The organism is Kitasatospora sp. NPDC050543 (assembly GCF_044457565.1).
GTDB lineage: Bacteria > Actinomycetota > Actinomycetes > Streptomycetales > Streptomycetaceae > Kitasatospora.
This window is the reverse complement of record NZ_JBITGZ010000043.1, coordinates 35,199-47,860: the sequence shown is the minus strand read 5'-3', so window position 1 is coordinate 47,860 and position 12,662 is coordinate 35,199. Positions and strand designations below refer to the sequence as shown.

The 12,662-nt window shown below is 75.6% G+C and carries 8 protein-coding genes; 3 read left to right on the top strand and 5 right to left on the bottom strand.

The features are described 5' to 3' along the window. Positions 1 to 452, bottom strand: a 452-nt coding sequence (locus ACIBH3_RS32315; protein WP_396315667.1) for an SDR family oxidoreductase, incomplete at its 3' end; no start/stop codon positions are given. Between the two features lie 148 nt (positions 453 to 600). On the opposite strand from ACIBH3_RS32315, the gene ACIBH3_RS32310 reads away from it, so the two are divergent. Beyond that, positions 601 to 3,276 (top strand): SpoIIE family protein phosphatase, encoded by a 2,676-nt coding sequence (locus tag ACIBH3_RS32310; protein ID WP_396315666.1) that lies wholly within the window; start codon positions 601 to 603, stop codon positions 3,274 to 3,276. 68 nt (positions 3,277 to 3,344) lie between these two features. On the opposite strand, the gene ACIBH3_RS32305 is transcribed toward ACIBH3_RS32310, so the two are convergent. The 3 genes from ACIBH3_RS32305 to ACIBH3_RS32295 form a co-directional block, all read right to left on the bottom strand. Continuing rightward, entirely contained in the window at positions 3,345 to 4,658 is a 1,314-nt protein-coding gene (locus tag ACIBH3_RS32305) for a diacylglycerol/lipid kinase family protein (RefSeq protein WP_396315665.1), read from the bottom strand. Between the two features lie 202 nt (positions 4,659 to 4,860). Further along, a complete protein-coding gene (locus ACIBH3_RS32300; RefSeq protein ID WP_396315664.1) occupies positions 4,861 to 5,346 on the bottom strand; it encodes a hypothetical protein in 486 nt (161 codons plus the stop codon). Positions 5,347 to 5,521: 175 nt separating this feature from the next. Next, on the bottom strand, positions 5,522 to 5,875 hold the full coding sequence (locus ACIBH3_RS32295; RefSeq protein WP_396315663.1) for a hypothetical protein: 354 nt from the start codon (positions 5,873 to 5,875) through the stop codon (positions 5,522 to 5,524). Positions 5,876 to 6,296: 421 nt separating this feature from the next. On the opposite strand from ACIBH3_RS32295, the gene ACIBH3_RS32290 reads away from it, so the two are divergent. Together ACIBH3_RS32290 and ACIBH3_RS32285 are read left to right on the top strand one after the other, a co-directional pair. Beyond that, positions 6,297 to 9,569 carry a tetratricopeptide repeat protein gene (locus ACIBH3_RS32290; RefSeq protein ID WP_396315662.1) on the top strand — a complete coding sequence of 1,091 codons (3,273 nt, stop codon included), beginning with the start codon at positions 6,297 to 6,299 and terminating at the stop codon, positions 9,567 to 9,569. 104 nt (positions 9,570 to 9,673) lie between these two features. Beyond that, positions 9,674 to 11,086, top strand: a complete 1,413-nt coding sequence (locus ACIBH3_RS32285) for an FAD-binding oxidoreductase (protein WP_396315661.1) — start codon at positions 9,674 to 9,676, stop codon at positions 11,084 to 11,086. Between the two features lie 30 nt (positions 11,087 to 11,116). Here the strand turns inward: ACIBH3_RS32285 and ACIBH3_RS32280 are convergent, their stop codons facing one another. Continuing rightward, a complete protein-coding gene (locus tag ACIBH3_RS32280; RefSeq protein ID WP_396315660.1) occupies positions 11,117 to 12,376 on the bottom strand; it encodes a cation:proton antiporter in 1,260 nt (419 codons plus the stop codon). Positions 12,377 to 12,662: the final 286 nt, after the last annotated feature.

Here is a 12,662-nt window from a genome sequence, read left to right as displayed (position 1 = left end):
CCCCGCGCCCCGGCCCCCCCCCCCCCCCCGCCCCCCCGCCCGGCCCCCCCCCGGGGGGGGGGGGGGCCCCCCGGGGGGGGGGGGCCCGGGGGGGGCTGGGGGGGGGGGGGGGGGGCCCCGGCCCCCCCCCCCCCCCCCGCCGGATACCGCCCGGGGTGAAGCCGTGTCACCAGGGGATCCGCCGGCGGTTGCGGAGGAAGCCGCCCGACGGGCCGCCGTCCGGGAGCGGGCGCCGGCCACACCACCGTGTCCGCGCCCTGCTCGACCGGGAGCGGGGCCGCTGCCCCTCCCAGGTCGGTGCGGACCCAGCCCGGGCAGACCGCGTTGACCTCGACCGACGAGGACACGGAGGCGGAGACGACGAGGGTGAGCGCGTTGAGCGCCGCCTTGACGATGCCGTAGGTCGCCGGTGACGGGATGTGGCTGACGGCTGGCCTCCCGGTACCCGGCACCCGGCACCCGGCACCCGCCGCGTCCGGCCCCCGGTGCGGCCCGGAAGCGGCGGTGGCCGCACCCCGCGGAGCCCGCCCGCGAGAACTCCGCGGCCGACGCGGGCACCCCCGGGTCGGCCACCCGCCCGCGCGGTGCTAGAAATGACCCATGGTCGACGTTCTCGACCGATCTCGGGGCGCATCGGCGCAGTCACTGAGGGATAAGCGCCCTCGCAGCGCCGCCGGGCAGGTGTTCATCCTGCAGGCGGTGGTCGTGGTGCTGCTCGTCATCGGTGCGGTACTGGCGCTGGTGCTCGAGTCGCGGCAGGACGCCGAGACGGAGGCCCGTAACCGCTCGGTCGCCGTCGCGCAGACCTTCGCCAACTCGCCCGGGCTCGGCGCTGTCCTCAAGCTGCCCGTCCCCAGCAGTGTGCTCCAGCCGCTCACGGAGGAGGCGCGCCAGAAGGCGGGCGTCGACTTCATCGTGGTGATGAACACCCAGGGGATCCGGTACACCCACCCACTTCCCGACCGGATCGGTCAGCGGTTCGTGGGGACGATCGGCCCGTCGCTGGCCGGCCGGGTCTACACCGAGAGCGTGAACGGGCCGCTCGGCCACGAGGTCCAGGCGGTCGTGCCGGTCTTCGGGCCCGACCGGTCGGTGGTCGGCCTGGTGTCCGCGGGGCTCAAGGTCAAGAGCGTCACCACCACCGTCGACCGCCAGCTGCCGGTCATCCTCGGCGCGGGCGCCGGTGCGCTCGCGCTGTCCACGACCGGGACGGCGCTGGTGACCAGGCGGCTGCGGCGCCAGACCCACGGACTCGGCCCGGCCGAGATGACCCGTATGTACGAGCACCACGACGCCGTCCTGCACGCCGTGCGCGAGGGCGTGGTCATCGTCGGGCACGACGGCCGGCTGCTGCTGGCGAACGACGAGGCCAAGAAGCTGCTGAACCTCCCGGCAGACGCCGAGGGGCAGCACGTGAGCGCGCTCGCCGGCCTCGACGGCGCCACCGCCGGGCTGCTGCTGTCCGGCCGGGTGGCCACGGACGAGGTGCACCCGGCGGGGGAGCGGCTGCTCGCGGTCAACCAGCGGCCCACCGACCGCCACGGCTCCGCGATGGGGACGGTCGCGACCATCCGGGACTCCACCGAGCTGCGCGCGCTGGCCGGCAAGGCCGAGGTGGCGCGCAAGCGCCTCAGCCTGCTGTACGAGGCCGGGCTCGGCATCGGGGCCACCCTGGACGTGGTGCGCACCGCCGAGGACCTGGCGCGGGTCGCCGTCCCCGGTTTCGCGGACTTCGTCACCGTCGACCTGGCGGATGCCGTCCTGCGCGGCGACGAGCCGACCGGCGCCGGGGCGGACATGCGCCGGACCGCCGTCCACGGCATCCGCGACGACCACCCGCTCTACCCGCTGGGCAAGCTGATCGCCTTCATCCCCTCCACCCCGCAGGCCCGCGGGCTCGACAGCGGCCGCTCGCAGGTGGTGGCCGACCTGTCCCAGGCGCACGGCTGGCTGGCCCAGGACCCGCCGCTGACCCGGCAGATCGTCGAGTACGGGATCCACTCCCTGATCGCGACCCCGCTGCTGGCGCGCGGCGTCGTCCTGGGCGTCGCCAACTTCTGGCGGTCGGAGAAGCCCGAGCCGTTCGACGACGAGGACCGGGCGCTGGCCGAGGAGCTGGTCGCGCGCGCCGCGGTCAGCATCGACAACGCCCGCCGCTACACCCGCGAGCACACCATGGCCGTCACCCTCCAGCGCAGCCTGCTGCCGCGGGCGCTGCCCGAGCAGAGCGGCCTTGAGGTCGCGTACCGCTACCTGCCCGCGCAGTCCGGCGTCAGCGGCGACTGGTTCGACGTCATACCGCTGCCCGGCAGCCGGGTCGCGCTGGTCGTCGGCGACGTCGTCGGCCACGGCCTGCACGCCGCCGCGACGATGGGCCGGCTGCGGACGGCGGTGCACAACTTCTCCAGCCTGGACCTGCCGCCCGACGAGCTGCTCGGGCACCTGGACGACCTGGTGAACCGGATCGACCAGGAGGAGACGGACTCCGGCGTCGGGACGGGCCTGACCGGAGCCACCTGCCTGTACGCGATCTACGATCCGGTGACCCGGCGCTGCGACATGGCCAGGGCCGGGCACCCGCCGCCCGCGCTGGTCCGTCCCGACGGCAGCGTGGACTTCCCCGACCTGCCTGCCGGTCCGCCGCTGGGGCTGGGCGGGATGCCGTTCGAGACGGCCGAGCTCCGGCTGGACGAGGGCACCCAGATCGTCCTGTACACCGACGGGCTGATCGAGGACCGTACCCGGGACCTGGACGTCGGTATGGAGCTGCTGCGCGCGGCGCTCACCGGCCCGGGCCGCGACCCGGAGGAGCACTGCCGGGCCGTGCTGGAGGCGCTGCTGCCGGCCAGCCCGCAGGACGACGTGGCGCTGCTGGTCGCCCGTACCCGCACGCTCGGCCCCGACCGGGTCGCCGAGTGGGACGTGGCGTTCGATCCGGCCGCCGTCGCCGAGATGCGCTCCGCGGCCGCCGCGAAGCTCGCGCAGTGGGGCCTGAGCGAGCTGGAGTTCGCCCTGGAGCTGGTGCTCAGCGAGCTGATCACCAACGCGATCCGCTACGGCTCGCCGCCCGTCCGGCTGCGCCTGGTGCGCGATCGCAGCCTGATCTGCGAGGTGAGCGACGGCAGCAACACCTCACCGCACCTGCGGTACGCCGCCACGACCGACGAGGGCGGCCGCGGGCTGTTCCTGGTCGCCCAGCTCAGCGAGCGCTGGGGCACCCGCTACACCCCGCAGGGCAAGATCATCTGGGCCGAGCAGGCACTGCCGCCCTCCTGAGCGCGTGACGCCGCAGCAGGGCGGCGCGGGGGCGCACGGGATGTGCCCCCGCGCCCGGTGCACCCCGGCTACGGGGTGCGGGCGGCCAGGGCGCGCAGGCGTCGCCAGTTGCGCAGCAGGCCGGTCGGCGGGGTGGCGCCCGGGCGGTCGCGCGGTACCCGGACCCGCAGCGCTCCGGGCCGCACCGTGCACCGCACGGGCACAGGCAGCACCAGCGACTCACCGTCCACCGCGACCGGGATGTCCGCGGTCCCGGAGGTCACCACCACCTCGCGCGCGGTCAGCTCGGTGATGCCGGCCGACTGCCCACCCAGCGCCACCGCCGCCGCCTGGACCGCCCCTTCGACCCGCAGGCCGAGCACCCCCAGCCGCCCGGTGTCCAGCTTCGGCCGGCGGCCGCCGCCGAGCCGGTCCCGGGTGTCGTACGGGTTGTTGCTGACCAGCAGCGCCTGCGGTTGGTCGAGCCGGACGCCGTCGGCCACGGCGGTGACCCGGGAACCGGCCTGGCCGGCCAGCAGCTCGGGCAGCGCGTCGAGCGCGGTGCCGGCCTTGGCGTCGCGGTAGGCGGGGCTCTGCACGATCTCGGCGTACGCGCCGAAGGAGACGGTGTTGACGAAGGCCCGGCCGGCCACCGTGCCGAGGTCGACCCGCAGCTCGACGCCCTGGACGAGGGCGTCCAGGCAGGTCGCCGGGTCGGTGCGGTCGAGTCCGAGGTCCATCGCGAAGTGGTTGCGCGTCCCGGCGGAGATCACCAGGAACGGCAGGTCGTGTTCGGCGGCCACCTCGGCGACCAGCGCCTGGGTGCCGTCGCCGCCCGCCACACCGAGCAGGTCGGCGCCGTCCGCGACCGCCCGGCGGGCCAGGGCGGCTACGTCCTGGGGGCCCGAGGTGTCCAGCAGGATGACCTCGGCGCCGAGCGCCTCGGCCCTGGACACCAGGTCGAACCGGTCGACCTTGCCGCCGCCGGAGCGCGGGTTCATGATCAGTACCGGCCGCTCGGGCGGCGGGCTCACCCGCGCCAGCAGGTCGGCGACCGGGCGGGTGAGTCGCAGGGCCCGGTCGGCGCAGACCAGGGCGGCCGCCCACAGCAGCAGGGCGGCGCTGCCGGGCGCCCAGAGTCCGGTGCCGACGTAGAACGCCAGCACCGAACCGAGCGTCACCAGCACCAGCGCCGCGCCGAGCAGCCGGACCAGCCCCCGGTGGGCGAGGGCCCACCACGCCCCGGCGGCGGCCGCGGCCAGTCCCGCGAGGCCGCCCAGCACCAGTCCCACCCCGCGCACGCTCACCATCACCAGCAGCACCAGGGCTGCCAGCGCCCCGCAGGCCAGCGCCGTCCTGGCCAGCCGCCGGGCTCTGCCGGCCGCCTCCTTGGGCCCGACCATCCTCGGCTCCCTCACAGTCCCCGCACCCTTCCGAGTCGATCACGTCGGAGGGACGGTAGCGCGATACCCGCCCGTACGGGGAGCTTCCGGCCGACCGGCCCGCCCTGATCGGCCGTGGCGACGTCGGTCGACCGCTTCGCCGGCGGCACCTGAGCCACGCCGGGCCGGCCTGGCCCGGAAGGAGTCGTCCGGACGGGGTGGTTCAGGCGTTGTCGCCGAGGCAGAGGATGACGATGCTGCTGGTCCCCTCCTCGGAGTAGGTGGCCACCAGGCCGGGCTCGGTCTCGCACTCCTGCTTGTTCGAGCTGTGGACCACCTTGAGGACCTTCGTGTCGGCGTTGGCCGCCCTGCAGTCCACGACCAGCACCTGGGGCGCGGTGTCGTTGCCGAAGTTGTGGACGCAGCTGCCGACCTGAGCGGTCCTCGGGTCGTCGTCGGAGAAGTGGGCGACGGCGAACAGGGCGAGCGCCGCCACCACGACGAAGCCGAGCCCCGCCCGCACACCCGGGCCGAACCACCGCCTCCTCGACGGCGCGGCCTCGGCTCCGGCTCCGGCCTCGGCTTCAGCTCCGGCGTAAGGCGGGAGTTCGGCGTGCTCCGGAGGCTCCATCAGGGGTGCCGCCTCCGAACGGGTTTGGGCGGCTGCGGGCGGGGTGTCGGCGGCGGGCCGGGGCGAAGGGGTCGTCAACGTCGTTCCTCGTGGTCAGCTGAGCAGTGCGCGCCGCCAGACCCTAGGGGAGGCGACCGCCGACCGCCCCCTGCCTGCGGGCTCGGGGAGCGCGGGGCCGGCCCGCCGGGACCGCCCACGACGCTCTCCTCCGTGCCCGACCGGATCGGAGCCGGCGGGCCTGCCGGAGCCGTGGCTAGTCGCGGACCACGCGGACGCCACCCAGCAGGCCCCAGGCGTCGACCCGGACACTCGGGCCGCCGGCCTCGGTCGGGCCGTCGTCGCTGACCCCGCCGAGGCGGATGCCGCCGACCTTCACCCGGACGTCGGGGCGGACCCGGAGGGTGACGCCGCCGATCAGGCTGAGCTTGGTGATCTTCACTTCGGCGTCGTCGGGGAACTCGACATCGGTGAGGTCGATGTCGGCGCCGCCGATCAGCGAGGCGGTCACCGTCCGCTCGTGGATCGCCGCCCCGGCCAGCCGGTGCCCGCCGATGATGCTGACGCGGACGTCGGTCTTCTGGTCCTCGGTATTCTTGCTGTTCGTCATGCCCCTCACCCTAGGGGGCGGCAGGGCTCCGCCTCCACTACGAGCACAACACCGCCCCCTGCCCGGACGGTTGGCGCACCGGTAGCTGCCGGCCCGTCAAGCGGCGCAGGCGAGGGGCCCGGCTCTGACTCCCGCGGGCACCGCCGGGCAGGTGCCCTTGCCGGGCCTGCCCGGCGGTGCCGGAGCGGGGTGGGGGAGCCGCGCGGTGACGGGGCCGGACCGGCCGCCGACGAAGAGCAGCAGCCCTGCTCCGCCGGGCCGGCTCGCCCAGGAGGCGGGAAGCCGCGGGCCTGTAAGATGATCTGCGGATCCTGCGTGGCCGGGCCGAGGGCCGGGACACCGGCCACGGGCGGTCCGCGCCGCCGGCCGACGGGCTGCCGGCCGATCCACTCACCCCGGCTGGCCTGCCGTAGGGGCTGACATGGCCGACGAAGTGCGAATCCGTCTCCTCGGTGGCCTGCACGTCGCGGTCGGTGACCGTGAGGTGGCCGCCGGGGCGTGGCGGCTGCGCAAGGCCCGGAGCGTACTGAAGCTGCTCGCCATGACCCCCGGCCACCGGCTGCACCGGGACCGCCTGTACGACCTGCTCTGGCCCGGCCTCGACCCGGCGGCGGCGGCCAACAACCTGCACCAGGCGCTGCATGCCGTCCGGCGTGCCCTCGCCACGGTGGGTGCGCCCGGCGACGTCGTGGCGCTGCGGGACGACGTGGTGGTCCTCGGTCCGGACGGCGGTGTCCTGGTCGACGTCGACGAGCTGGAGGACGCCGTCCGGCGGGCGGCCGCCGACGGCGGGTCCGCGCACTACCGGGCCGCGCTCGCCCTGGCCGAGCCCGAGCCGCTGCCCGAGGACACCTTCGAGTCGTGGACGCAGGAGCTGCGCAGCGCCATTGCCGTGCGCCGCGCCGGGCTGCGGCTCGCCCTGGCCGAGGCCCTGGAGCGGGAAGGCCTCGGGGGCGAGGCGATCGAGGTGATGCAGTCCCTGCGGGCCGACGGCGAGCTGAACGAGCCGGGCCAGCGCACGCTGATGCGCCTGCTGGCGGCCGCCGGTCGCCGCCGCGAGGCCCTCGCGGCGTACGAGCAACTGCGCGACGAACTGCGCGGCGCGACCGGGTCCGACCCCGACCCGCAGACCCGCGAGCTCTACCGCACCCTGCTGGCGGGATCGGTCGAGGAGCAGACCGAACGGGCTCCGGCGCGCCGGCACAACCTGCCCGCGCCGGTCACCAGCTTCATCGGCCGGGAACGCGAGATCGCCGAGGTCCAGGAGCTGCTGGCGCGCAGCCGGCTGCTGACCCTGACCGGCCCGGGCGGCTGCGGCAAGACCCGGCTCGCGCTGGCCGTTGCGACCCGCCGCCTGGACGGGATCCGCGACGGCGTCTGGTTCGTCGACCTCGCCACCCTCACCGACCCGCGGTCCGTCCCGGACGCCGTGGGCACCGCGCTCGGCCTCCAGCTCTCCTCCGGCAGCGGTACGCAGGAGGCGCTGATCGCGCAGCTCGCCGGACGGGAGCTGCTGCTCGTCCTGGACAACTGCGAGCACCTGGTCGAGGCGTGCGCCGCACTGGCCGCCGGCCTGCTGACCGGCTGCCCCGGCGTCACGGTGCTGGCCACCAGCCGGGAGGCGCTCCAGGCCTACGGTGAGCGCACCTGGCGGGTGCCCTCCCTCGGCCTGCCGGACCTGCACGGCCTCCCGCAGCCGGCCGAGCTGGCCCGCTTCGCATCGGTACGGCTGTTCGTGGAGCGGGCCGCGGAGGTCGTCCCGTACTTCCGGCTGGGCCCGGACAACGCGGCCGCCGTCGCGCAGATCTGCTTCCGGCTCGACGGGATGCCGCTCGCCCTGGAGCTCGCCGCCGCCCGGGTCCGGATGCTGGCACCGCGGCAGATCGCCGAACGGCTCGACGACGCGCTCACCCTGCTCGGGCAGGGCAGCCGCCACCTGGTGACCCGCCATCAGACGCTGCTGGCGACACTGCAGTGGAGCCACCAGCTCCTCGGCCCCCGGGAGCGGATGCTCTTCCGTCGGCTGGCCGTCTTCACCGGCGGCTTCTCGCTGGCCGCCGTCGAGCGGGTGTGCACCGCCGGCGTCGAGGCCGCCGCCGCGCTCGACCTGCTGGGCCGGCTGGTCGACAAGTCGCTGGTGGTGGTTGAGCGCCACGGTGAGGAGGTGCGCTACCGGCTGCTGGAGACGATCCGGCAGTACGCGCGGGAGCGGCTGCGGGAGGCGGGGGAACTCACCGGGACCGAGAGCCGTCACCGCGGGTACTACCTCGCGCTCGCCGAGGCCTACGACCCGGAGCTGACCCACCTCGGCCCGGCAAACCCCGGGCCCGCCCTGACCGACGACCCTGCGCCGGACGACCGGATCCCCGCCGGGACACCGCTGCGCCTGGAGGCCGACCACGACAACCTCCGCGCCGCGCTGAGATCGGCCCTCGAACGGGACCCCGAGAGCGCCCTGCGACTTGCGGCCGCCCTGCGGCTGTTCTGGGCCGAGCGCGGCTACCTCGCCGAGGGCCGGCGCCTGCTGGACGACGCCCTCGCCGCCGCCCCCGCGCCGACCCCGCTGCGGGCCCGCGCCCTGATGGCGCAGGCCGTGCTCACGATCCGCCTCGGCGACACCTCCCGCCTGGCACCGATCGGCGCGGAGATCGTCGCCGCCCACCGGGCCGGCGGAGACCGTGGGGCCCTCGCGTACGCGCTCTACCAGCAGTCGCTGCTGCTCTGGCTGCGCGGCACCTGGCAGGAGGCACGCGACGCACTCGACGAGGCGTGCGTCCTCGCCGACGGCGATCCACCGGTGCTCGCGGCCGCCGCCCACCAGCGGGGGATCGGCGCGCTCTGCCGCGGCGACGGCCCGGCGGCCCAGGAGGCCTTCGCGCAGGGCCTGCGGCTGCTCACCGGCATCGATGCGGGCGCCCGGCCGTTCTTCCCGGTCGTCACACCCGGATACGTCATCGATGAGGACGCCGACGGCCGGGTCTCGGTGTACTTCGAGGAGACGGTGCTGGTCGGCCGGCTGGTCGCGACCGAGCAGGCCCGCGGCTACACGCTCGCCAACATCGCCCGGGCCGCCCGGCTGGACGGCGATCCGGACGCGGCCGCGGCAGCCGCCCGGCAGAGCGTCGACTGCTTCCGCGCGCTGGGCGACGCGCGCGGCGAGTCGCTCGCCCTCAACACCCTCGGGAGCATCCGCCGCACCCGCGGGGAGTACGACCGGGCCCGGGCCTGCCTGGACGCCGCCCTGCTGATCAGACGCCGGCTCGGCGACCGCCGGGAGGTCGGGATCACGCTCGGCAACCTCGGCGCGCTCGCCGTCGCCGTCGGCGATCTCGACACCGCCCGGACGGTGATCGACCGGGCCCGCGCCGGCTTCGAGGAGACCGACGACCTGCCGGGCAGCACGAACAGCCTGCTCCACCTCGGCCTGGTCGCCCGCGCGGCGGGCGACACCGCCCAGGCCCGGGCGATGCTCACCCGGGCCCTGGCCCTTGAGCAGGTGGCCGGCTCGGTGAGCGTCGTCGGCTGGGTGGCACTGATGCTGGCCCGGCTGGAGCGGGAGGCGGGCGGGGACGCCGACGCGCTCACCGCCCGGGCCCTGGGCCACTTCACCCGGCTGGGCGACGTCCGCGGCCTGGCCCACCTGCGCCGGGAGGGGTCCGGAGCCGGCGCTGAGCCGGTGCTAACCGACGGCTAACCGGGTGCAAAGTGCCGCCGCCTACCGTCCTTGCTGTCGGATCTGTTGCCGGAGCTGCTGCCGGAGCCACCGTGGCGGCCCGAATCACACCGAGGAGGCCGACGATGTCCATCGAGACGGCACAGGGGGTTCTGGGGGACGCCACCATCGGCGAGTTGGAGGCCGCGCTGAGCGGCACGCTGGTGCGCCCGGGCGACGCGGCCTACGACGAGGCCCGGGAGGTCTGGAACGCCGCGCACGACGGGCGGCCGGCCCTGATCGTGCGCTGCGCCGGCACGGCCGACGTCATCCGGGCGGTCGAGTTCGCACGCAGCCAGAACCTGCTGGTCGCGGTCCGCGGCGGCGCGCACAGCATCGCCGGGTTCTCGACCTGCGACGGCGGCATCGTCATCGACCTGTCCGCCATGAAGGGCGTGCGGGTCGACCCCGCCGGCCGCCGGGCCGTCGCGCAGCCCGGGCTGACCTGGGGGGAGCTCGACCACGAGACCCAGGCGTTCGGCCTCGCCGTGACGGGCGGACTGGTCTCCTCGACCGGCGTCGCCGGCTTCACCCTCGGCGGCGGCGTGGGATGGCTGCTCCGCCGGCACGGCCTGGCCTGCGACAACCTGGTCGGGGCCGACGTCGTGACCGCCGACGGCCGGCTCGTGCACGCCGACGCCGAGGAGAACCCCGAGCTGTTCTGGGCGCTGCGCGGCGGCGGCGGTAACTTCGGCGTCGTCACCTCCTTCGAGTTCGAGCTGCACCCGGTGGGCCCGCAGGTGCTCGCCGGCCTGGTCATCTACCCGGCCGCCGAGGCGCAGCAGGTCGTCAGCCGCTGGCGTGACCTGACCGCCGCCATGCCCGACGAGCTGACCACCCTGGTCAACCTGACGACGGCGCCCCCGCTGCCGTTCCTGCCGGAATCGGTGCACGGCACCCGGATCGTCGTCCTCGCGGGCATGTACGCCGGCGGGATGGAGGCCGGTGAGGCGGCCGTCCGCCCGCTGCGCTCGCTGGGCACCCCGCTCGCCGACGTCATGGGCCCGATGCCCTACCTCGGTATGCAGACGCTGCTGGACCCGCTCTGGACGCGTGGTGCGTACAACTACTTCACCTCGGCCTTCGTCGAGCCGACCGATCAGGCGATCGACGCCGTGCTGGGTGCCCACCTCAGCACGCCGACGCCCTTCAGCGAGGTGCACCTGCACCACCTGGGCGGCGCCTTCGGCCGGGTCCCCGCGGACGCGACCGCGTTCAGCCAGCGGGACGCGAGCATGCTGTGCAATGTGATCGCGCGCTCCCCGGGGCCGGAGGACTTCGACGGGCACATCGCCTGGGCCCGCGGGGCCCGGGAGGAGATCGCCCGGCACGGCAACGGCGGGATGTACGTCAACTTCACCGGTGACGCGGCCGAGGACAAGGTCCGGGCGGCCTACCCGGACGCCGTCCACGCGCGGCTCGTGCGGGTGAAGGACGAGTACGACCCCACCAACCTGTTCCGGCTCAACCAGAACATCCGCCCGTCCTCGGCGAGCTGACCCGCACCCCGCCCGCCCGCTCGCCGGCGCTCAGGCCGCGTCGGCGAGCGGGCCGGCGTCCGGATCCGGCCCCCGCCCGCCGCCGACCCGCTCGCGGGCCCGCGCGTACCGGCCGGCCAGCGGACCGTACGTCAGCCCGTGCAGGAGCAGGCTCATCAGCACGGTCATCGTCATCACCTGGCCGACCAGGTCGGCGGCGTGCGGATCGACCGGGGCGAGGCTGATGAACGCGAGCAGACCGAAGACGATGGACGCCAGGCCGCGCGGCCCGAGCCAGGCCAGCAGCACCCGGTCGGCGCGGTCCAGGCCGCTGCCGGTGAGGCTGAGCAGGACGGGGACGATCCGCACCACCGTCAGCGACAGCGCCGCGTACGCCACCACCCGGCCGTCGAAGTCGCCGGTGAAGGCCTGGGTGACGAGTTCACCGAAGACGAACCAGAGCGCCAGCGACAGCAGTGCCCCGACGTCCTCCACCAGGTGCAGCGCCTGGGGCGGCAACGCCCGGGAGTCCGGGGTGAAGCACAGGCCCGCCACGAACGAGGCGATGAAGCCGTTGCCGTCCAGCACGATCGCGAGCCCGTACGCCGCCAGCGGCAGGGCCAGGATGCCCAGCCGGACGGCGGCCGGCCGGGTCCAGCCGGCCAGCCAGGCACGCCGCAGCAGCCAGCCGCCGGGCTTGCCGACCAGGACGCCCGCCAGTACCGCCCAGAGCAGCGCGTCGAACGCGTCCCCGACCGGGTTGGCAGCCGCCTCCGGGGCGCCGCCGTGCGCCTCCACGCCCGCCAGGCAGAGCAGGAAGACCGGGGCGACGATGCCGTCGTTCAGCCCGCTCTCGACCGTCAGCACCCCGCGTAGCCAGGACGGCAGGCGGGCGTCACGGATCAGCTCGGCGGCCGGCGCCAGGTCGACGGGCACCGTCACCGCGGCGAACAGCGCGGCGAGCCACCAGCCGGGGGACGGGAACAGCAGGCCGCCCACCAGCACCCCGGCCGCGAGGGTCAGCGGCAGCGCGAGGACGAGCAGCCGGGTCAGCAGCCCGCGTTGCCGGTGGATGACACCGGCGGGTACGTCGGTGGCGTCGGTGAACAGCAGGACGGCGAGGATGATCTCGACGGCGCGCTCGGCGTCCGAGGTGGCCACGCTGATCCGCACCACGGGGTGCGGCCCCACGGTCAGCGCCACGCCTGCGGCCGTCATCGCGACCGGCGCCGTGATGCTCCACCGGGTCAGCCGGCCGGCCACCAGCGCCCAGGCGAACAGCGTCCCCATGCTGACGACCAGCGCGATCACCCGGGCACCCGTCTTCCCCCGATGCGTGACCGGACGGCGGCAAAGTGCTCCCGATCGTAGGCCCCGGGCCCGGCCCGGGCGGGCGGCGGCACGGCCCGCGCCCCCGGATCACCCGGCTGCCTGCCCGAGCGCTGCGTCGGCGTGGCGTCGGCGTGGCGCAGCAGGAGTGCGGTTGTCCCGCTCGGCCGCGGCCCTGGCCCGGGCGCCGACCGCGGCCGACCACGGGCCCGCGCCCGCCACCGCGTACGGGTGAACGCGCGCGGATGATCTGAGCCGATCGCCCCCG